This window comes from Rheinheimera sp., from assembly GCF_037442525.1.
In the GTDB taxonomy this organism is placed as follows: domain Bacteria; phylum Pseudomonadota; class Gammaproteobacteria; order Enterobacterales; family Alteromonadaceae; genus Pararheinheimera.
In genome coordinates this window covers 27,547-47,764 of sequence record NZ_JBBIQD010000018.1, presented here as the reverse complement: position 1 = coordinate 47,764, position 20,218 = coordinate 27,547, and the positions used below count along the sequence as shown (strand labels likewise).

Genomic DNA, 20,218 nt, shown 5'->3' with positions numbered 1-20,218 from the left:
GGTTTTTGTAATTTTTCTACAATTATTCTTATGACAATAACGGCTTCAGGCCGCAAACCGGGATTTGGCAATGAAAAATCAAGCGAAAAGCCAGTTGGCTACAGGCGCAGTGGCGCATTTACCCACATCTGATGAATTAAAGAACAGCATTGTCCGTCATTTGCACGGTACTTTGGGTACTGATATTAACAAAGCCAGCCGTCAGGCCTGGTGGAGTGCTACCTGTGCCGCAGTGAATGAATACGTATTCGATGGCCTGCGTAATACTCAACGCACTCACTATGAACAAAACACCAGGGCTGTGCATTATTTCAGCCTGGAATACCTGATGGGGCGCCTGTTCAGTAATAACCTGCACAACCTCGGAGCTTACGAGGCCGCTAAACAGGCGTTGGCTGAATTAGGGTTGAATATCGCTGATCTGGAAGATCAGGAAGAAGATATGGCATTGGGGAATGGTGGCCTGGGCCGTCTGGCCGCTTGCTTTATTGACTCAATGGCGACCCTGAACTACCCGGCTATCGGCTACGGCATTCATTACGAACATGGCTTGTTTAAACAGGAATTTTCTGATGGTCGCCAGATTGAGCGTCCGGACAGCTGGCGGGAATATGGCAACCCCTGGGAAATTTGCCGTCCAGAATCAGTGCAGGAAGTCTCAGTGTATGGCTATGTCGAAACCACCTACGACCTGCAAGGTAAAATGAAAAAAGTCTGGCACCCTGGCCGCATCATCAAAGGTATCCCTTGGGACATTCCGGTGGTCGGCTATCAGGGCAGCTCGGTGAACGTGCTACGGTTATGGGAATCGCGTGCCAGTGGTTTCTTTAACTGGGACGTCTTTAACTCAGGCGGTTACATTGATGCCGCCCGTGAAAACGTCGAAGCGGAAACCATTGCCAAAGTCTTGTATCCGAATGACGAAACGGATGCCGGCAAAGAGTTGCGCCTGATCCAGCAATATTTCTTCTGTTCCTGTTCGTTAAAAGACATTATCCGTCGTTACAAACGGACCTATGGAGACGACTGGAGCCAGTTCAGTGCTCAGGTGGCAATTCAGCTGAACGACACCCATCCGGCTATCGCCATTCCTGAACTGATGCGGATTCTGGTGGACCGCGCAGAAATGGGCTGGGATGAAGCCTGGAATATCTGCCAGCATGTGTTTGCCTACACCAACCACACGCTGTTGCCGGAAGCGCTGGAAAAATGGTCGGTACGTTTATTCGAAAAAGTGCTGCCGCGCCATCTGGAAGTGATTTATGAAATCAACCGCCGTTTCCTGGTGGAGCAGGTCGATGTGCTGTGGCCTGGCGACAACGAGAAAAAACGTAAGCTCTCTATTATCGAAGAAGGCCATGAGCCTATGGTCAGAATGGGGCACCTGTCCGTTGTGGGGTCGTTCCGTGTCAATGGCGTGGCGCAAATTCACTCCGATTTGGTTCAGTCCGATCTGTTCCCTGAAATGGTCGCGCTGTGGCCGGACAAATTCACCAATGTGACCAATGGCGTGACACCAAGGCGCTGGTTAAAGGCCTGTAACCCGCGTTTGTCCAAATTGCTGGATGAAACGGTAGGGACAGAATGGCCACGGGATCTGAAGCAACTGAAAAAGCTGGCAGCATTTGCCGATGATGCACAGATCCAGGACGCCTTTATGGCCATTAAGCATCAGAATAAAGCCGATTTAGCCCATACAGTGAAAGAACTGACCGGTGTCAGCATAGACCCTCATGCTATTTTTGATATTCAGATCAAACGTTTGCACGAATACAAACGGCAGCACCTGAATCTGCTGCATATTCTGGCGCTCTATCGTCGTATTCTGCAAAACCCCGACTATGACATGGTGCCACGGGTGTTTCTGTTTGGTGCCAAAGCGGCGCCGGGGTACAAGCTGGCGAAGGAAATTATTTATGCCATCAATAAAGTGGCAGAAAAAATCAACAGTGACAAACGGGTGAAAAACCGCCTGAAAGTGGTGTTTATGCCAAATTACCGTGTCACCCTGGCAGAGAAAATGATCCCGGCCGCTGATGTTTCAGAGCAAATTTCCACCGCAGGTAAAGAAGCATCTGGCACAGGCAATATGAAACTGGCACTCAATGGCGCCATTACGGTGGGGACGCTGGATGGCGCCAACATTGAAATTGCTGAAGAAGTGGGCTCCGATAATATCTCTATTTTTGGCCTGACAGTCGATGAAGTGAAAGCGCTGAATGCAGCGGGTTACCACAGTTGGGACTATTACTACGCAGATCCGGAAATTAAAGCCATTCTCGACTGGCTGGAAACTGACTACTTCACGCCGGGCAAACCGGGTGAATTAGGCGCCATTAAACGCAGTCTGCTGGAAGGTGGTGACCCTTACCTGGTACTGGCCGATTTCCGCTCTTATGTCGAAGCCCATCAGAAAATTGACGGCTGGTACCGCGATAAAGCCGGTTGGGCAAAAAAAGCTATTTTAAACACGGCTTCAGTCGGCAAGTTTACCTCCGACCGGTCTATTGAAGACTATGTAGAGCGCGTCTGGAAACTGGCGCCTTGCCCAATCACAGCAAAGCCATAACCCAGTCTAAGCGCATCCGAAGCTTCGGATGCGCTTCTTTCTCAGTAAAAAACCAGCATGGCCTTGAATAGTATCTGGTTCTCCCCAATTAACTTAACTGATATGTTCATTAACCATGAGTGCAGCAATGAATTACCGTGAGCAGGCGCAACAGTTTCAGCAATTATTCCGGCAGAGGCAACAGGCAGGTCTGCTAAGCAGGTTGCTGTTGTGGCTGGGCCTGGGGTTGATGTTGCTGATTGCAGTGGCGGTCTTGATGTTTTTCCTGTTGCTGAGCTGGTTATTGATCCCGGTGTTTTTGTACAAACGCCACCAGTTGAAAAAACGGATGCAACAGGCATTTTCTCAGCAGCAATGGCAATCCTCCACAGAAACTGGTTCGGCTGGCAGAGTGATTGAAGGCGAGGTAATCGACCGGAAGGATTGATACCCTTAGTTTTTTTAACAGAGCGTTCAACGCTGTTGCTACGCTCTGATATACTCCGGCCCATGCTGATGTCAGGTGTGCCTTATGATCCCGAAGCTCTCCACTGTTGAAAGTCTGGACCCGACAGTCCGGGCTTATTTAGAAGCCTTATCCACTGCTGGTTTTGCCGGCGATATCGAAACCAGTTATGCCAGCCGCCTGGCAGTGTCGACAGATAACAGTGTTTACCAGCAACTGCCTGCCGCCGTGGTGTTACCCAAGCATCAGGCTGACCTGGTGTTGCTCACCAGTCTGGCTCAGACCAGCAGTTTTACGTCACTGAAGTTTACCCCCAGAGGCGGTGGCACCGGTACCAATGGTCAGGCACTGACGTCAGCGATCGTTGTCGATTTATCGCGTCATATGCGTGGCATTCTTGAACTCAATCTGGAAGAACGCTGGGTACGGGTAGAGGCGGGGGTGATTAAAGATCAGCTGAACGCCTATTTAAAACCACACGGTTTTTTCTTCGCACCAGATTTGTCCACCTCGAATCGCGCCACTATTGGCGGCATGATCAATACCGATGCATCCGGTCAGGGCTCACTGGTGTATGGCAAAACCAGTGACCATGTACTGGAGCTGAGTTCGGTGCTGGTGGATGGCACTGTGCTTCACAGCAAAGCAATGCCCGTGGCTGAAGCCGAACAACTGGCCCAGCAGCAAAACCAGCTGGGCAGGCTGTACCATCAGGTGCTGACCAGCTGTCGTGAACATCGCCAGCTCATTCTGGATACCTTCCCCCGGCTGAACCGCTTTCTGACCGGTTATGATTTGGAGCATGTGTTTAACGACGACCTGAGCCAGTTCGATTTATCGCGCATCATTTGTGGCTCTGAGGGCTCTTTGGGGTTTGTCTCTGAAGCGCGGCTGACTATAACGCCCATTGCCAAATACAAATGCCTGGTCAATGTGAAATACGACAGCTTTGAAAGTGCGCTGCGTAATGCACCTTTGATGGTGGCAGCCAATGCGACTTCAGTGGAAACCGTTGACAGCAAGGTGCTGAACCTGGCCCGCGCCGATATTATCTGGCACCAGGTAAAAGATTTTATTCAGGACGTACCCGGCAAAGAGATGCTGGGGCTGAATATGGTGGAATACAACGCCGAAGCGCCGGAAGCTATGGCCCAGAAGATCCGCGCGCTGGAACAACAGCTGCAGCAAAGTATGGAGCAGGGCAATGCCGGCATTATTGGCTACCAGCTCACCTATGATAACGACGCTATTTCACAGATTTATGCGATGCGTAAAAAAGCTGTGGGTCTGCTCGGCAACGCCCAAGGGGCGCAAAAACCTCTGCCATTTGCCGAAGATACCGCGGTTCCCCCTGAAAACCTGGCCGACTTTATTCTCGAGTTCCGAGCCTTGCTGGACAGTTATGGCTTAAGTTACGGCATGTTTGGCCATGTGGATGCCGGTGTGTTGCATGTGCGGCCAGCGCTGGATATGTGTGACCCTGAACAGGAAAAGCTGCTGCGCACGATCTCGGATCAAGTGGTGGCACTGACCGCCAAATACGGCGGCCTGATGTGGGGTGAACATGGCAAAGGCTACCGCAGTGAGTACGGTCCGGCGTTTTTTGGCCCAGTGCTGTTTAATGAACTGCGGAAAATCAAAGCAGCCTTTGACCCACAGAACAGGCTGAACCCTGGAAAAATCTGTACACCGCTGCACAGCGATGACCCTCTGGTCAGTGTGGATGGCCAGAAAAGAGGGCATTTTGACCGGCAAATTCCGGTGCAGGTCAAAGACAGTTTTGACAGCAGCCTGAACTGCAACGGCAACGGCCTTTGTTTTAATTACGAAGCCCAGTCGCCCATGTGTCCGTCGAGCAAAGTAACCAAAGACAGGCGGCATAGCCCAAAAGGTCGGGCAGGGCTGATGCGGGAGTGGCTGCGACTGATGCAGCAACAAGGCGTGGACGTGCTGGCGCAGGAAGAACAGTTACTGCAAAAATCCACTGGTTTCACTGCACTGCTGAAAAAGCTGAACAACTACAGAGCGAAAAAGCAGGGCGATTATGATTTTTCTCATGAAGTGATGGACGCGATGGAAGGCTGTCTGGCCTGTAAAGCCTGTGCCGGTCAATGCCCTATCAAAGTGGATGTGCCGTCATTTCGCGCGCGTTTTCTGCAGTTGTACCACAGCCGCTACCCACGCCCGCTGAAGGATTATCTGGTTGCCAGTATTGAGCAAAGTGCACCTGTGCTGGCCAGAATTGCCCGGCCGGTGAACTGGCTGCTCCAACGGAAACTGGTCGCCAAAACGCTGGCAGCCACAGTGGGCTATGTGGACTCCCCCTTATTGTCTGTGCCGTCCTTGCAACAACGGATTGGCGATCAATACCGCTTTGATCTGGCGGCTCTGCAAGCCCTGTCTGCAGAAGCCAGGCAACAACTGGTGTTTTTAGTGCAAGACCCCTTCACCAGTTTTTATGAAGCCGATTTAGTCGCTGATGCATTGCGTTTGCTGCAAAGCCTGGGATTCAGGCCGGTGTTGTTGCCCTTTAAACCCAATGGCAAACCTCAGCATGTGAAAGGCTTTTTGCGCGAATTTGCCACAACAGCCACCACAGCCTCTGAATTTTTACAGCAGGTCTCGGCGTTGGGCGCACCTATGCTGGGCCTGGATGCATCTTTAGTGCTGGTATACCGTGATGAATATGTCAAAGCGCTGGGGCCGGCCCGGGGCAATTATCAGGTGAAGTTATTGCACGAGTGGCTGGTTGAGCAGCCATTACCACCATTGCAAAGTAACCAGCAGTTTAAGTTGCTGGCGCACTGCACCGAAAAAACAGCGCTACCGGCCACTGAAAAAGCCTGGCAGCAGATCTTCAACAAAGCCGGGCTGGAATTGTCCGCTGTGGCCGTTGGTTGTTGTGGTATGGCGGGCACTTATGGTCATGAAAAGCAAAACCAACAGAACAGCAGGGCCCTGTATCAGCTCAGCTGGCAGAAACCAGTCCAGCAGTTTGGTGCTGAGCAGGTGCTGGTCACTGGTTTTTCCTGCCGTAGCCAGGTGAAACGGATGGAGGGCGTGAAACCCAAACATCCGCTCCAGCAATTGTTGCTGTTATTGGCTCAGTCTTCAGCCAACGCCAGCTGATCCCGGCCTGCTCTTTTGGCCTGATACAAAGCCCGGTCGGCGCGGCGAAGCAGGGCGGCATAGTCTTCGCCCTGACGCCACTGGGCCAGGCCAGCACTGATCTGAAGTTTGGGCAGATGACCGACCTGCAGTTGCTGCAATTGATTCCGGATCCGTTGCATAACATCCTGTGCTCCTGCCACTGTGGTGGCCGGTAACAGGATCACAAACTCATCGCCCCCAAAACGACCTAACAGATCGGTGGGCCTCAGATGGCTTTGTGCTACTTTGGTTAACTGTTGCAGTGCCGCGTCCCCAACTGCATGGCCATATTGGTCATTAATCTGTTTGAAATGGTCCATATCAAGGATCAGCAAAGATAAAGCATCACCGCTCAATTGTGCCTGTCGAACAGCCAGCTCAGCCTGCTGACGCAGGCTTTCACGGCTGGCGACCTGAGTCAGCGGGTCGGTATACGCTGCTTTACGTAACTGCTGGTTGTCAGCGACCAGGGCGGGTAAGGTCAAACCAAACAAGGTATTGGCGGCAATAATAATGATGGCAAACTGATACACCATCACGTGATCCATCAACTCAAACCAATGCACCAAAAACGCCAGCAGGAAGCTATTCAGCGCCAGAGTCGCAACATTGACCAGGGCGGATTCAGTACAGGCCAGCCACATATGGGGGATCAGCAACAAAAATATGGCAAAGGTACTGTAAGCTGAGTGACTCCAGTAAGCGAGCAGCAGACAACAGGCCGCCAGCACGAGTGTTGCCGCAAGTTTGGCTGGGTACTGTGCACTTATTTTTTGGCTCAACAAACCGTTCAGGTCAGATACACGGATAAAATGCAACGGTGTCAACCGGATAAACAGACTGACAAAAAGAGGAGCCATCACCACCACACCGGCCAAATCGCCAATCCAGAAAGGTAACCAGGTTTGTGGCAACAAACCGGAATCAAGCATCTGAGTGGCCACCAAGGCTAACAGCACCAGGACACTGGCAGCAAATGAGCTCAGAGCCGCGATCAGCAGAAACAACACCACACTCAGGCCTAAATGACGTTGAATAGGGCGCAGCAGACTGTTCAGCACCCAGGTGCCCAGCGCATAGGGGGCCAGATGAGCCAGACTGAACCAAAACGCCGCATTCAGACTTTGTAAAAAGGTCAGAGGTAACTGATAAAACCAGATGGAATAAAAGGTGACCAGGCTGGCCGCCATCACCAAGGCTGGCAACGCCTGCAGACCAAACAACAGTAGCGCCGCAAAACTCAGACCGGCAGCTGGAAACCAGACACTGGCATGCTGGGTGTATTCCACCAGCCAGCCTAGTTTGAAAACCAGCAACCATAGCGTAAGGATCAAGCCTTGTTTTGCCCAGAAAGACGACAACAAGGCCGGATAAGAAGTGTCAGAAGCTGACTTCAGTGGCTCAGATTTTATTGCAGACAACTCCCACTTCATGCCGTTCCGTCCCTCGCAGCAGCTATAGGCTTATACTGCCAGAGAGCACAGGCGAACTGCAAACAGATCCCCCAAACAGGGGCAGTGTTTTATTGCATGGAATGCAAGCCAACTTTGTTGCCTTCGCTGTCGGTGAAGTGCCCGATAAAACCATGTTCACCTATCGCAGTTTTAGGCAGGACCACTTTGCCACCTGCAGCTTTCACCCGCTCCAGAGTGGAGGCCACATCGTCTGCGACAAAATACACCAAAGTTCCGCTGCTGGACGGCTCATAGCCGGCTTCCTTGACCAAAGCACCTGCAGCCCCGTTGGCTTGATGATCATAAGGAAACATCGCCATATCACTTGGCCCCATTTGCATACGTTCAAACTGCAACAAAAACACCTGTTGATAAAAAGCGCAAGCGCGCTCCAAATCCACCACTGGAATCTCAAACCAACCTACAGGATTCACTGAACTCATCATCATTTCCTTTTTTGCCAGATAGGTATAAAAGACTATAGCCCAGGCGGGCACTCGGATGCGAGCGGAGCAGAATTTCGAAAGACGGGGTTGTGCACTCACAGCGCCGTTGTCGGCACTGTGAGTCATAAAAGGGGATCAAAAACTGGACGTATCCTGGAACAAGCCGACTTTCAGCTCATCCGCTGTATAAATTTCACGGCCATCAACGCTGACAGTGCCATCCGCAATGCCCATAAAGAGTTTGCGTTTGATCACCCGTTTCATATCAATTTTGTAGGTGACTTTTTTGGCAGTCGGCAAAATCTGACCGGTAAATTTCACTTCGCCTACACCCAAAGCGCGGCCTTTACCCGGGCCACCGGCCCAACCCAAAAAGAAGCCAACCAACTGCCACATGGCATCCAGGCCCAGACAGCCGGGCATCACAGGGTCGCCTTTAAAGTGGCAGGCAAAGAACCATAAGTCCGGGTGAATATCAAACTCAGCAATAATTTCGCCTTTGCCGTATTTACCACCTTCTTCAGAGATATGCAGAACGCGGTCAATCATCAGCATATTATCAACCGGTAACTGGCTGTTACCCGGGCCAAATAAGTCACCCAGGCCGCAAGCCACTAAATCTTGTTTTGTAAAGCTATTCTTTGTCATGTATGTTAGATCCATCATCAGGGCCGGGTCACTTTAGCGAACAGATGTACGCTAAACAAGTCCGATTAGTCGGAGCCGGTACAACTTCAGCCTCAACGCCAATTGTTACGCTGTCATGACAGAATACGAAAAACGACCACTTACGAATGCAGAAAAACAACAACGGTACCGCGAGCGGCAAAAGGGCTCCGGGAAAAAGGAGTTGCGCGGTTATCTGACCCCGGAAGCTCTGGCCTGTTATCAGGAAATTCAGCAAAAAACCGACTGGAACGACAGTACTTTGCTCAGCAATGCCGTGCGCTTGATGTACGCAGCACATAAACTGGGCCAGATAGGACTGCTTAACGGCTGGCTGACCGAACACAAAAAGTAACTTTGGCTCCAGACCCGCCCTTCGGGTATACTGGCGGCCCTTTTTGCCAGGCGCCAGTTGAGAGCTCCAGATGATTTTGTTTGTACGCGATTTAACAGTCATAGATTTTTCTTACCTTTGCCAGCAGCGTGGTTTGCTTGGTGAAAGTTATATCGTGGATGTTGAACTGCACGGTGATCTGGATCAGATGTCGATGGTGCTGGATTTTGCCCGGGTTAAAAAAAACATCAAAAAAGCCATTGATGAGCTGGTGGACCATAAACTGGCGATACCGGCTTTATCTGCGGCCACAGATCTCATTCAGGCGGATCGTTCTGTGGTGAAGTTTCAGTCAGCCAAGGGCCTTATTCAGGTGGCTTCGCCAGCCGATGCTTTTGTGGCCATTCCGGCTGCACAGATCAGCATGGACAGTATCAGCTCGTATCTGACCGAACACATCAAGGCTTTACTGCCTGCCAACGTGCTGAAACTGGTGCTGAGTCTGCGAACGGAGCAGATCAGTGGTTTCAGTTATCACTATACCCATGGCCTGAAGAAACACGATGGCAATTGCCAGCGTATTGCACACGGTCATCGTTCTACCATCCAGATTTATCAGGATCAGATGCTATCGCCTCGTCTGAACAAATACTGGTGTGAACGCTGGGAAGATATTTATCTCGGTTCAACTGAAGATCAGTGCGATGCGGGGGCGTTACGGTACTTAGACGCCGAACCGGATGCGCTGAATTTTTGTTATGACGCACCTCAAGGTTACTTTGAAATCTCATTACCTGCTGCTGTCTGCGAAGTGGTGCCTTGTGACACGACAGTGGAATGCCTGGCTGACTTTATTGCCAGCGAGCTGAAGCAACAACAGCCAGACCATCAGTTTAAAGTGGTGGCCTACGAAGGGGTAGGTAAGGGCGCAATTGGGTTTGCCTGAGACAAGGCAGCTGAAAGCCTGAGTCGGTCTCAGGCTTTTTTATCGGCGAAATTTACTGAGGAAGCCACTGTACCAAAGGTTGTTGGGTCTGGCTCCAGATCCGTTGCCATAACCAGAGCAGGTGCAAAGTGCTGACTTCAGGTCTTGTTCGTTGCTGTACCGGCACTGGCTGCCATAGGCCGTCGCGCTGCTCGGCAACCACAAAGCTGAAATTGTAATAGGGGGCCAGCCCCATACGTAAATCGGTCAGTACCAACTGCTGCTGATGCTGCTCTAACACATAAAATCCCGAGCTGAACCAGCTCAGTTGCCTGACAGCGTCAAGGTCGGCAAAGGTGGTCAGCAGTGCCTGCTCACGGCGAAAGACCTGCCATTGCACAGGCTTGTCGCCGTCGAACACCGAATAGTAGCCTTCCAGATAGTGGTCCTGTTGCAACACCAGGATACGCCAGAGTGCGGTGTTAAAAGGGGTCGCAGTTACCAGCAGCTTCTGCACCTGTTGCTGTTCACCCTGTAATTGCTGCATCACTTTGTTGCTGACCATCCACTGAGTTGCCAAACCAATCAGCAGGTATACCGAACTCAGCGCCAGACCCCATTGATTGGCACGTCCCTGGGGTCGGACAAAAGCGGAACAAACGCCAAACAGCAACAGCAGGGTGTAAAGTGGGTCAATGACAAAGACAGTGCCGGTGCCATAAGGGGTATTGCTAAACGGCAGTGCCAGTTGAGTGCCATAAATGGTTAAGCTGTCCAGCAACGGATGGCTGAGCAGTACGGCGGCAACAGCCAGCGTCAGACGGACAAACCAGCGCGGTTGTAACCAGTATTTGGCCAGCAGCCAGCCCAGCAGCGGGGAGAGTAACAGCAGATAAAACAGGGCATGAGTTTCAGTTCTGTGTTGAGTCATATTACTCAACGGATCACCATGCTCTATCAGCACATCCAAATCCGGCGCTGTGCCAAGCACGGCTCCGAGCAGCGCCGCTTTAGGCACGCCAATCTGCTTGCGAAGCAGTGTGATACTGACGGCGCCGCCAAGGGCCATTTGGGTCAGGGAATCCACTTTATAACGCCACTCCGAACCACCGCTGTACTGTCTCTGCATGCTGGGTCTGCAGCATTCTTAATGACTCCGCTGCCAGCACGACCGGCAGCTGCAACTCGATAAGCCGCTGACGCCGAAACAGGTGCAGCGTCAGTGTGCGGCCGGGCTCGGTATCGGCCAACGCCTGCAATAAAGAAGCTTCAGTGACCTTTTTATGATTGGCGGCGATGATCAGATCCTGCGCCATTAAACCCGCTTTGTGGGCTGCAGAGCCCAGCAGAACCTGCAACACCTGCACGCCTTCTGCGGTACCAGACGTTACGGCACCAAAATCACGGGCAGGGTACTGGGAACCGGCTGAACCCGACCAGTCTTTCGGATGACTGCGGGCGCGGTAGCTAACCTTCAAACCCAACTGAGTCAGGCACTGTTCTAACGGCAATGGTTCTGCCTGATGGACCCAGCTTTCCAGCGCATCAGCGACATCATGTCCGGCATAATGACGGGTCAGTTCGACAAAATCATCTTCCAGACTACCTTTGCCGGAAGCACCAAAAGCGAGCCAGGCCTGTTGCATTAAGTGTTCCAATGACAAGCCTTGTTGTTGCAGGCGGGCCTGCAGACAAAGCGCGATCAGGCTGCCTTTCAGGTAATAGCTGACCACCGCATTGGGTGCATTTTCATCTTGTTTATAGTATTTGGTCCAGGCGTTGAAACTGCTGTCGGCCACCGACTGTACAGATTCTGCCGGCAACAGGCTGACCTTGTTGATGCTTTGTTCCAACGTGGTCAGGTACTGGGCCACTGTCATTTTGCCACTGCGGACCAAGGCCAGGTCATCAAAGTAGGAGGTAAAACCTTCATACAACCAGAGCTGTGCTGTGTAGAGCTCCCGGTCCGTTTGATAAGGCAAAAACTGCGCTGGTTTGGCCCGTTTGACCCACCAGGTATGAAAATACTCATGACTGCATAAGCCCAAAAAGCTGCGGTAAGCTTCAGTACTTTCGTCAGGCCTTAACGGGTGCGGCAAATCCTGATGACTGAGCAACAGCAAGGTTGAATTCATATGTTCAAGCCCGCCGTAACCTTTATCAGTCACCCAGCTTAAAAACCAGTACTGAGTTAAATCGGCCGGTAAGCCGCCGAAAACCCGCACCTGAGCTTCACAAATGGATGTGAGATCCGTGCACAAGCGGGTGATGTCTGTCGCAGGTTCACCCGCCAACACCATATAGTGAGGAATACCTGCCACCATAAATTGTTGACACTGCAAGTTGCCCAGTAACAGCGGGCTGTCGATCAATTGCTGATAGGTTTGCGCATAATAGAGTCCCTGGCCTAAAAATTTGGTGCCATCAGCAGCTTGCAAACCTGTGGCAACCTGCCAGTCTCTCTGTTGTGGCGCAGAAATCGTCAATTCCAACGGAGCGTCGGTCTGACCTTGAACCGCCAGACACAAAGCACAGGGGTTCAACGCCGCCAGCTGATCGTCCAGGTAGTTGCCCCGTACCGATAAATCAAAGGCATAGACCAGATAACTCAATTGAACCGGTAAACCTCTGTGTGACAGGCGCCAGCTTTGTTTATCCAGCTGTCTCAACGGCAAGGCTCCTTCCGGGTCGCAGGCATTCAACCCTTGCAGGTGTTTGGCGTAATCACGGATCATGTAACTGCCAGGGATCCAGGCCGGCAAACTCAGCACCATGTCATCATCGGTGGTCGGGCTAAATTCAAGACGAACCTGTATCAGGTGGGCAACTGGGTCTTTCAACTCAATCTGGTAACGGACTTTGGCCATCCCTTATACTCCAAGGCGTTGATTTGGATGTTTATCACCGGAGTATTGTATGGCCTCTGAAACTATTTTTTCCAAAATTATTCGTCGTGAAGTGCCGGCGACCATTTTATATCAGGATGAGCTGGTCACTGCGTTTAAAGACATACATCCAAGAGCGCCGACTCATATACTGATAGTGCCAAATGTGTTGATCCCAACAGTCAATGATGTGGAGCCCCAGCACGAAGCCGCGCTCGGCCGTATGTTCAGTGTGGCCAGAAAGCTGGCGGCCGAGGCGGGTATCGCAGAGAAAGGTTACCGGCTTATTATGAATTGCAACGAACATGGTGGTCAGGAAGTGTATCATCTTCACCTGCATCTGGTCGGTGGCAAAGCATTGGGCGCTATGCTCAGCCGCTAGGCAAAATCATGAAAAATCACTACAATTCGCGCCCAAACCTAGCCGGAGACTGGAATGACAGACCAAGCGCAAATAGCCAAACGCATCGAATATGCCCTCACCAAGGTGACCAAAACCGTATTCCCTGGACGCACCAATCACCACAACACTTTGTTTGGTGGCGAGGCGCTGGCCTGGATGGATGAAGTGGCCTTTATTGCTGCCACCCGTTTTTGCCGCAAGCCTCTGGTCACCGTCTGTTCAGATCGGGTTGATTTCAAAGAGTCCATTCCGGCCGGCACCATTGTCGAGCTGGTAGCGCGCATTGAGCATGTAGGCCGCACCAGTATTAAAGTGAATGTCGACATTTTTGTGGAAGACATGTATCACGACGATCAGCACAAAGCGATTTCCGGCAGTTTTACCTTTGTGGCTTTAGGGCCGGATCGGAAACCTGTGCCTGTGCTGAGTTAACGGGGCTTGAGCTTTGAGGTGCCCGGCAGTAAAGTGGTCTGAGTTCCACAACAACAGGGCACCATAACAATGAAAACAGTGCAACAATGGTTCGATGAATACGGTGAAAGCCATCAGAATCCTACCAATAAACTGATCCACTGGCTGGCGGTCCCAGTGATTTATTTCACCGTCTTTGGTCTGTTATGGCAGCTGCCTATGCCATTTACCCTCTTTGCTGAACAACAAATCACCTGGCCACTGTTGCTGGCTGTGCCAGCTTTGGCTTTCTATTTCAGCCTGTCTTTTGCCATTGGTCTGGGCATGACGATCTTTACCGCTCTGGTGGTCTGGTTAATCCGTCTGTACCAGACCCAAGTCAGTCCGGATATCTGGTTATTGTCGCTCACACTTTTTGTGATCGCCTGGGTGTTTCAGTTTATTGGCCATAAAATTGAAGGCAAAAAACCTTCCTTTTTTAAAGATCTGCAATTTTTACTGATAGGGCCGGCCTGGTTGCTTGGCTTTATTCTGCGCAGGCTTGGCTTGGGTGTTTAATCTGTGATGGGACTGTTGCGACTAACGGAGCTAATGCCGGGTTTAAAACCCGCTCCTTGCAGCGCCAGTGCCAGTCGGCTCAGTTACAATAGTCCTGTGTTTATCCGGATCTAAACTGCCTTGCAAAAATTTTTTGAAGATCGCCATCGTTTGTTCTGGCTGTTGCATTCGCTTGGCTGGGCAGGTTTTGCCTTCATCAGTTACCTGGGCTCCTTATTTCAGGAGTTGCGTTCGGCCTATTGGATAGTGGTTGCGCTGGACGCTTATGCCGGCTGGTTGCTGACCATTCCACTGCGTTATGTGTTTCAGCGCATCTGGCACTGGGAACCCTGGAAGATGCTGCTGAGCTTGCTGCTGTTGGCTTTGGCTGTCGCCGCAGTCTGGACTGTGTTCCGCAATTTTAACTACTGGGAAATCTATCGCCACGGGTTCAGGCCGGACAGCTGGACTCAATATTTCCGGCAGACCACAGTCGGCTTTTACGTGATACTAAGCTGGAGCGGTCTGTATTTTGGTATCAAGTATTATCAGACGCTGCAGCAGGAAAAACAAAAGTCGTTGACAGCCAGCAACAAAGCGCATGAAGCTCAGCTGAAAATGTTGCGGTACCAGCTCAATCCTCATTTTCTGTTTAATACGCTCAATGCAATATCGACTTTGGTCTTATTAAACGAATCCGATACAGCGAATAAAATGTTAGTGCGCCTGAGTGATTTCCTGCGTTATTCACTGTACAAAGACCCGATCAAAAAAGTACCGCTGCAGCAGGAACTCTATGCAGCTAATTTGTATCTGGAGATTGAAAAGGTCCGCTTTTCCGAGCGTCTGACCATTATTTACGACATTGATGAAGCAGCGGATGACGCGCTGGTACCGAGTCTGATCCTGCAACCTCTGGTCGAAAATGCAATTAAGTACGCTGTGGCCACACAGACGGCGGGTGGGAAAATCATGATTGCCGCGCAAAAATTTGGCCATGATTTGTTGATTGAAGTGGCCGATGATGGTCCTGGTATGGTGCTGACAGACGGTCTTCCCAAAGGCGGCGCAGGGGGGGTTGGGTTGATGAATACCAAGGAGCGTCTGGCCGCTTTGTATGACCGCAATTTTTCTTTGGTATTAACCCATAATCAGCCTCGTGGGCTGAAAGTGAATATCCGAATCCCTTTTGAAGTAGAGACGACTGATGAAACAGAAACTTAAGGTGATAGTAGTCGATGATGAGCCGCTGGCCCGTCGCGGAATGCTGGTACGTCTGGCAGACTTCCCGGAACTGGACATAGTCGCTGAATGCGGCAACGGGGACGACGCTGTGCAAAAAATCCGGGATTTAGCACCGGACGCAGTTTTCCTTGACGTTGAAATGCCAGGACTGGATGGTTTTGCGGTGATTAAACAGCTGCAACAGATGCAGGTCAGTTTGCCTTATGTGATTTTTGTCACTGCTTATGATCACTATGCACTCAGTGCTTTTGAAGTGCAGGCTCTGGACTATGTATTGAAGCCAGTCGAAAAAGATCGTTTGTCGGTAGCCGTCAATAAGTTGCTGAAAAACTTCGATGCACGCGATGATCAACGTCACAAAGATCAGCTGGCCGCTGTGGTGGCACAACTGACCGGCGAACAACGCGACCAGATCCTGCAACGTCTGGACACCGCTCTGCCTGTGATGAACGACAAATACCCGGAAGCAATCAGCATCAAAGACAGTGGTGAAATTACCCGTGTGCCAGTTACCGCGATCGATTGGGTGGATGCAGCGGGGGATTACATGTGTATTCACACCAAAGACGGGCAGACCCATATTTTGCGGCGTACCATGAAGGAACTGGAACAGGAGCTGGACCCTAAACTCTTTGTCCGGGTTCACCGCAGCGCCATTGTGAATGTCAATACCATTGCAAAGTTACAGATGCTTGCCAACGGTGAACATCAATTGATGCTGACCAACGGTCAGGCTGTCAAAGTCAGCCGCAGTTACAAAGACCGTGTGAAGATGGTGTTTAACTCCTGATCTTCCAACGCAAAAAGGCGCAACCAAGGGCGCCTTTTTTTCTAACCTCTTAATATTGAGCGACTTGCTGTTGCCAGCTCAGTAAATACTGGTCAACCTTTTTCTGCTTATCGCCGGTTTTTATCAGTGGGTACAAAGTAGCCTGCGCATTTACCTCACCGGCCATCATCAGATGTGCACCTTGTAACAGCTGCTCTACCGCATAAGCACCAAGTTTGGTCGCCAGAATACGATCAGCCCCTACAGGTCGGCCTCCACGCTGAATATGACCAAGCACAGAAGCCCGGCATTCAACCCCCTGACGTTCAAGCTCCAGTGCCAAAGCGGCCGCGCCACCGGGATACATAGTTTCAGCCAGCACAATAAGATAACTGCAGCGGCCACGGTGTTGCTGCGCATTGCGTATATGCTGCAAAATTTTTGCAGTATCCAGCTCTGAGGCAAGCTCAGGGCAAATAATTTGTTCGGCACCAGCAGCAATACCAGCGGCTACGGCCAGATAACCGGTGTGACGGCCCATCACTTCGACCAGAAAAATGCGTTCAAACGCATCGGCGGTGTCGCGGATTTTATCAATGGCATCCAGTGCTGTATCCACAGCTGTGTGAAAACCAATAGTAAAGTCGGTGCCATCCACATCATTGTCTATAGTACCCGGAACCCCCATCAATGCCCCCTGATAGTACTGACTCAGCTGAACTGCCCCCCGAAAGGTACCGTCACCACCAATCAGTACTAAGGCATCTATGGCCAGCTCATGCAACACAGCGGCGACTTGTTTTACGCCGTCGTCAGAGTACATGGCCTGACAGCGCGCACTTTTCAGTACTGTGCCTCCGTGTTGGATCAGATGATTGACATGATATGGGGTCAGTGTCAGGTACTGACGTTCCAGAATGCCGTTATAGCCATATTCAAAGCCAACAACCTCCAGCTCAGCAGCGTTCGCGGTCAGCACGACGGCCCGGATTGCAGCATTCATTCCCGGCGCATCGCCGCCGGATGTCAGTACACCAATACGTTTCATTATCTGTCCCTTGTTATGCCATTGCCACCAGCATAGTGAAACCAGCCGCTAATGCCATGACCTGACGCAAAGAACAGTCGTCTTTCAGCAGGTTATTTAAGCAGTTAGCCGGAACAGCCACAGACAAGTGATAGCAGATCACCGATAATAGCGGCCTTAGAAGCAGGAGCTGTTATGCATCAGTCATCGGGTCGTGTCTGGTTAGGGTTTAGTCTGGCTTTGGTCACAGCTGTCCTTTGGGGCATTTTACCTTTGGCGCTGAAATGGCTGCTCAGCGATCTTACAGCTGCGTCCGTCACATGGATCCGTTTTTTGGTAGCCGCCATGTTGGTGAGCCTGATGCTGGTCGCCAACAAACAACTGCACTTTAAACTGACGATTAAAGGCTGGTGTCTGCTTGCTGTCGCTGCTTCCGGATTACTGCTTAATTACATTTTGTATCTGTCAGGGCTGAGTTACTTGAGTGCCGAAACCGCTCAGGTATTAATCCAGCTGGCACCTTTTTTGATGATGATGGGTGCCGTCTTTATCTTTAAAGAACCTTTGTTGTTATGGCAGAAGTTTGGGGCTGGGGTGTTGCTTGTGGGCTTGCTGCTGTTTTTTAATGATCGCCTGCTGGCGCTGTTGCTGGAAGCGTCTGAACAAAGCTTTGGCCTGTTGCTGGTGTTAGTGGCCGCTTTTAGCTGGGCTGCCTATGCACTGGCACAAAAGCAATTGCTGATACAGCTGAAATCTCAGCAAGTGATGTGGCTGATTTACCTTACCGGCGCCATCAGTTTTCTGCCTGCCACTGAATTCAGCGGCTTTAGCCAACTCTCAACCTGGCAATGGGCTGTATTGGCGTTTTGTTGCATGAATACAGTAATAGCTTATGGTGCATTTGCGGAAGCCTTACAGCACTGGCAGGCCTCGAATGTAAGCGCAGTACTGGCCATCACGCCTTTGCTGACCATTGCCTTTGCCCAGCTTTTGTCACTGTACACGCCGGCTATCGTGACAGAGGATCTAAATGCAGCAGCTTGGTTTGGGGCTGTGCTGGTGGTACTGGGGTCGGCCATGACAGCGCTTGCCCCGATGCTTCGACGCAGATAATCAAATGAGCAAACAAGGAGAAAAATTGTGGCACTGACTGATGAACAATCACAGCAATTGATGGATGCCATTATTGAGAAGTGCGAAGCGCTGGAGCTGGGTCCAGAGGAAATTATCGATGGGCTGGGTAGGGCGCTGTTAAGTGCAACCATTGCTTTTGAAAAAGACTCTGCCGCTATTACCGTCGAAGGGATAGGTTATTGTGATGTCTTTATTGAGCCCCAGCCAGACTGAGCTCCATCAGCAGACAAAATTCGGCAGACAAAAAAGCCAGTCAATTGACTGGCTTTTTGCTTTTTGCATTCTGCGGCCGTTATGGAATTTGTACAATCTTACAGGTGTTGGACGCGCCAACTGTTTCCATCACGTCACCGTAGGTCAGGATCACCAGGTCACCTGATTTCAGCTGAGCAATTTTCTGCACAGCTTCCAGAGCAGCGGCAGATAATTTCTGACCGTGGTTTTGGGTGCTGTCAAAAAACACCGGGTACACACCGCGGTATAACGCCATTTTGTTCAGAGTTTTCTCATGACGGGACAAGGCATAAATCGACTGCGAAGAGGTAATACGGCTCATCAGTTTTGCGGTGTAACCCGACTCCGTGAGCGCCACTATCGCTTTAATACCTGACAGGTGATTGGCTGCGTACATGGCCGACAAGGCAATGGTTTCGCTGACTTCAGTAAATTCAACGTCCATGCGGTGTTTGGAGATCTGTACACGTGGGTGTTTTTCTGCGCCATCACAAACCCGCGCCATGGCTTTCACCGTCTCCGTCGGGTACTTACCGGCCGCGGTTTCTGCAGACAGCATCACGGCGTCGGTGCCGTCAAGCACAGCGTTGGCAACGTCCATCACTTCAGCACGGGTTGGCATCGGGCTTTCGATCATCGATTCCATCATCTGAGTCGCAGTGATCACCACGCGGTTCAGTTGACGGGAACGGGCAATAATGCGCTTTTGCTGGCCCACCAACTCCGCATCACCAATTTCGACGCCTAAATCGCCACGCGCAACCATCACAGCGTCTGATGCACGGATAATGTCGTCCAGAGTTTCATCGTCAGCAACAGCCTCAGCCCGTTCGATCTTCGCCATAATCAACGCATCAGAACCGGCAGCTTTAGCCAGTTCACGCGCCTGACGTAAGTCATCACCACTGCGAGGGAAAGACACAGCCAGATAGTCCACGTCAATGTACGCAGCCAGCGAAATATCAGTTTTGTCTTTTTCAGTCAGGGCTGGCGCTGACAAACCACCGCCTTGGCGGTTGATTCCTTTGTTGTTGCTGAGTTTTCCGGCGACAGACACTTTAGTGTGGATACGTTGACCTACTACATGCTCAACAACCAGCTGAATACGACCGTCGTCCAAGAGCAACACATCGCCAGACTGCACGTCTGCTGGCAGTTCTTTGTAGTCGATCCCCACTTGGGTTTCATCACCTTCGCCTTTAGGTAAGTCAGCATCCAAGACAAAGTGCTGACCCTCTTCGAGCATTACCGGACCGTTTTTGAAGGTAGAAACACGGATCTTCGGGCCTTGCAGATCCCCCAGAATAGCCACATGAGCACCGGTTTTTGCGGCGGCTGCACGCACCATTTCGGCTCGTTGCTTGTGATCTTCTGCACTGCCGTGCGAGAAGTTAAAACGAAAGACAGTGGCACCAGCCAGAATTAATTTTTCGATGGCGGCTTGTGAATTGGTAGCAGGACCCAGGGTGGCGACTATTTTAGTTCTTCTTGGCATTCTAAGGCTCCGATTGAATGGTCAGTAAACTGGCAAGCGTTAGTGTAATGTAATTTTATTACAGAACATAGCCAATTTTTGTGCTTTTG

The 20,218-nt window shown here is 51.1% G+C and carries 19 protein-coding genes; 12 read left to right on the top strand and 7 right to left on the bottom strand.

What is annotated here, in order from left to right; genetic code table 11:
* Nucleotides 1-70: 70 nt before the first annotated feature.
* The 3 genes from WKJ03_RS17440 (at nt 71) to WKJ03_RS17430 (ending at nt 6,143) form a co-directional block, all read left to right on the top strand.
* Nucleotides 71-2,569 (top strand): glycogen/starch/alpha-glucan phosphorylase, encoded by a 2,499-nt coding sequence (locus WKJ03_RS17440; protein WP_337843521.1) that lies wholly within the window; start codon nt 71-73, stop codon nt 2,567-2,569.
* Nucleotides 2,570-2,696: 127 nt separating this feature from the next.
* Nucleotides 2,697-2,996 carry a hypothetical protein gene (locus WKJ03_RS17435; RefSeq protein ID WP_337843520.1) on the top strand — a complete coding sequence of 100 codons (300 nt, stop codon included), beginning with the start codon at nt 2,697-2,699 and terminating at the stop codon, nt 2,994-2,996.
* An 84-nt stretch (nt 2,997-3,080) separates the two neighbouring features.
* Nucleotides 3,081-6,143, top strand: coding sequence for an FAD-binding and (Fe-S)-binding domain-containing protein (locus tag WKJ03_RS17430; RefSeq protein ID WP_337843519.1), 3,063 nt, complete (start codon nt 3,081-3,083; stop codon nt 6,141-6,143).
* On the opposite strand, the gene WKJ03_RS17425 is transcribed toward WKJ03_RS17430, so the two are convergent.
* The 3 genes from WKJ03_RS17425 to fabA form a co-directional block, all read right to left on the bottom strand.
* Entirely contained in the window at nt 6,119-7,597 is a 1,479-nt protein-coding gene (locus tag WKJ03_RS17425) for a diguanylate cyclase (protein ID WP_337843518.1), read from the bottom strand. The two genes, WKJ03_RS17430 and WKJ03_RS17425, sit on opposite strands and share 25 nt — an antisense overlap.
* An 89-nt stretch (nt 7,598-7,686) precedes the next feature.
* Nucleotides 7,687-8,061, bottom strand: coding sequence for a VOC family protein (locus WKJ03_RS17420; protein ID WP_337843517.1), 375 nt, complete (start codon nt 8,059-8,061; stop codon nt 7,687-7,689).
* Nucleotides 8,062-8,199: 138 nt separating this feature from the next.
* A complete protein-coding gene (fabA, locus tag WKJ03_RS17415; protein WP_337843516.1) occupies nt 8,200-8,712 on the bottom strand; it encodes a 3-hydroxyacyl-[acyl-carrier-protein] dehydratase FabA in 513 nt (170 codons plus the stop codon).
* 115 nt (nt 8,713-8,827) lie between these two features.
* Here fabA and WKJ03_RS17410 point away from each other — a divergent pair, with 115 nt between their 5' ends.
* A complete protein-coding gene (locus WKJ03_RS17410) occupies nt 8,828-9,085 on the top strand; it encodes a hypothetical protein (RefSeq protein ID WP_337843515.1) in 258 nt (85 codons plus the stop codon).
* A 70-nt stretch (nt 9,086-9,155) separates the two neighbouring features.
* Nucleotides 9,156-10,010 carry a 6-carboxytetrahydropterin synthase gene (locus WKJ03_RS17405; protein WP_337843514.1) on the top strand — a complete coding sequence of 285 codons (855 nt, stop codon included), beginning with the start codon at nt 9,156-9,158 and terminating at the stop codon, nt 10,008-10,010.
* Nucleotides 10,011-10,062: 52 nt separating this feature from the next.
* Here WKJ03_RS17405 and WKJ03_RS17400 read toward each other — a convergent pair whose 3' ends face one another.
* A complete protein-coding gene (locus tag WKJ03_RS17400; RefSeq protein ID WP_337843513.1) occupies nt 10,063-11,118 on the bottom strand; it encodes a metal-dependent hydrolase in 1,056 nt (351 codons plus the stop codon).
* Entirely contained in the window at nt 11,078-12,856 is a 1,779-nt protein-coding gene (locus tag WKJ03_RS17395) for a PDZ domain-containing protein (RefSeq protein WP_337843512.1), read from the bottom strand. Before WKJ03_RS17395 ends, WKJ03_RS17400 begins: the two co-directional genes overlap by 41 nt.
* A gap of 49 nt (nt 12,857-12,905) precedes the next feature.
* Between WKJ03_RS17395 and hinT the strand changes: the two genes are divergently transcribed.
* The 5 genes from hinT to WKJ03_RS17370 all read left to right on the top strand — a co-directional run bounded on the left by hinT (nt 12,906) and on the right by WKJ03_RS17370 (nt 16,260).
* Entirely contained in the window at nt 12,906-13,256 is a 351-nt protein-coding gene (hinT, locus tag WKJ03_RS17390; protein WP_337843511.1) for a purine nucleoside phosphoramidase, read from the top strand.
* A gap of 54 nt (nt 13,257-13,310) precedes the next feature.
* On the top strand, nt 13,311-13,709 hold the full coding sequence (locus WKJ03_RS17385) for an acyl-CoA thioesterase (protein WP_337843510.1): 399 nt from the start codon (nt 13,311-13,313) through the stop codon (nt 13,707-13,709).
* A gap of 69 nt (nt 13,710-13,778) precedes the next feature.
* Nucleotides 13,779-14,246, top strand: a complete 468-nt coding sequence (locus WKJ03_RS17380) for an Mpo1-like protein (protein WP_337843509.1) — start codon at nt 13,779-13,781, stop codon at nt 14,244-14,246.
* 120 nt (nt 14,247-14,366) lie between these two features.
* Nucleotides 14,367-15,449: a histidine kinase gene (locus WKJ03_RS17375; RefSeq protein ID WP_337843508.1), complete on the top strand. Its 1,083-nt coding sequence runs from the start codon at nt 14,367-14,369 to the stop codon at nt 15,447-15,449.
* Entirely contained in the window at nt 15,433-16,260 is an 828-nt protein-coding gene (locus tag WKJ03_RS17370) for a LytTR family DNA-binding domain-containing protein (protein ID WP_337843507.1), read from the top strand. Before WKJ03_RS17375 ends, WKJ03_RS17370 begins: the two co-directional genes overlap by 17 nt.
* A 49-nt stretch (nt 16,261-16,309) precedes the next feature.
* Here the strand turns inward: WKJ03_RS17370 and WKJ03_RS17365 are convergent, their stop codons facing one another.
* A complete protein-coding gene (locus WKJ03_RS17365; protein ID WP_337843506.1) occupies nt 16,310-17,287 on the bottom strand; it encodes an ATP-dependent 6-phosphofructokinase in 978 nt (325 codons plus the stop codon).
* A gap of 174 nt (nt 17,288-17,461) precedes the next feature.
* Between WKJ03_RS17365 and WKJ03_RS17360 the strand changes: the two genes are divergently transcribed.
* Together WKJ03_RS17360 and WKJ03_RS17355 are read left to right on the top strand one after the other, a co-directional pair.
* The gene (locus tag WKJ03_RS17360) at nt 17,462-18,379 is read left to right on the top strand and encodes a DMT family transporter (protein ID WP_337843505.1); all 918 of its coding nucleotides are present in this window, start codon (nt 17,462-17,464) and stop codon (nt 18,377-18,379) included.
* 27 nt (nt 18,380-18,406) lie between these two features.
* Complete coding sequence (locus tag WKJ03_RS17355) at nt 18,407-18,613, top strand: hypothetical protein (protein WP_337843504.1); 207 nt, start codon at nt 18,407-18,409, stop codon at nt 18,611-18,613.
* 79 nt (nt 18,614-18,692) lie between these two features.
* Here the strand turns inward: WKJ03_RS17355 and pyk are convergent, their stop codons facing one another.
* The gene (pyk, locus tag WKJ03_RS17350; protein WP_337843503.1) at nt 18,693-20,129 is read right to left on the bottom strand and encodes a pyruvate kinase; all 1,437 of its coding nucleotides are present in this window, start codon (nt 20,127-20,129) and stop codon (nt 18,693-18,695) included.
* Between the last annotated feature and the right edge of the window lie 89 nt (nt 20,130-20,218).

Excerpts from the sequence above, each read along its gene's own strand:
- WKJ03_RS17440 (WP_337843521.1), top strand. The coding sequence starts at position 71 with ATGAAAAATCAAGCGAAAAGCCAGTTGGCTACAGGCGCAGTGGCGCAT.
- WKJ03_RS17435 (WP_337843520.1), top strand. The coding sequence starts at position 2,697 with ATGAATTACCGTGAGCAGGCGCAACAGTTTCAGCAATTATTCCGGCAG.
- WKJ03_RS17430 (WP_337843519.1), top strand. The coding sequence starts at position 3,081 with ATGATCCCGAAGCTCTCCACTGTTGAAAGTCTGGACCCGACAGTCCGG.
- WKJ03_RS17425 (WP_337843518.1), bottom strand. The coding sequence starts at position 7,597 with ATGAAGTGGGAGTTGTCTGCAATAAAATCTGAGCCACTGAAGTCAGCT.
- WKJ03_RS17420 (WP_337843517.1), bottom strand. The coding sequence starts at position 8,061 with ATGAGTTCAGTGAATCCTGTAGGTTGGTTTGAGATTCCAGTGGTGGAT.
- fabA (WP_337843516.1), bottom strand. The coding sequence starts at position 8,712 with ATGACAAAGAATAGCTTTACAAAACAAGATTTAGTGGCTTGCGGCCTG.
- WKJ03_RS17410 (WP_337843515.1), top strand. The coding sequence starts at position 8,828 with ATGACAGAATACGAAAAACGACCACTTACGAATGCAGAAAAACAACAA.
- WKJ03_RS17405 (WP_337843514.1), top strand. The coding sequence starts at position 9,156 with ATGATTTTGTTTGTACGCGATTTAACAGTCATAGATTTTTCTTACCTT.
- WKJ03_RS17400 (WP_337843513.1), bottom strand. The coding sequence starts at position 11,118 with ATGCAGAGACAGTACAGCGGTGGTTCGGAGTGGCGTTATAAAGTGGAT.
- WKJ03_RS17395 (WP_337843512.1), bottom strand. The coding sequence starts at position 12,856 with ATGGCCAAAGTCCGTTACCAGATTGAGTTGAAAGACCCAGTTGCCCAC.
- hinT (WP_337843511.1), top strand. The coding sequence starts at position 12,906 with ATGGCCTCTGAAACTATTTTTTCCAAAATTATTCGTCGTGAAGTGCCG.
- WKJ03_RS17385 (WP_337843510.1), top strand. The coding sequence starts at position 13,311 with ATGACAGACCAAGCGCAAATAGCCAAACGCATCGAATATGCCCTCACC.
- WKJ03_RS17380 (WP_337843509.1), top strand. The coding sequence starts at position 13,779 with ATGAAAACAGTGCAACAATGGTTCGATGAATACGGTGAAAGCCATCAG.
- WKJ03_RS17370 (WP_337843507.1), top strand. The coding sequence starts at position 15,433 with ATGAAACAGAAACTTAAGGTGATAGTAGTCGATGATGAGCCGCTGGCC.
- WKJ03_RS17365 (WP_337843506.1), bottom strand. The coding sequence starts at position 17,287 with ATGAAACGTATTGGTGTACTGACATCCGGCGGCGATGCGCCGGGAATG.
- WKJ03_RS17360 (WP_337843505.1), top strand. The coding sequence starts at position 17,462 with ATGCATCAGTCATCGGGTCGTGTCTGGTTAGGGTTTAGTCTGGCTTTG.
- pyk (WP_337843503.1), bottom strand. The coding sequence starts at position 20,129 with ATGCCAAGAAGAACTAAAATAGTCGCCACCCTGGGTCCTGCTACCAAT.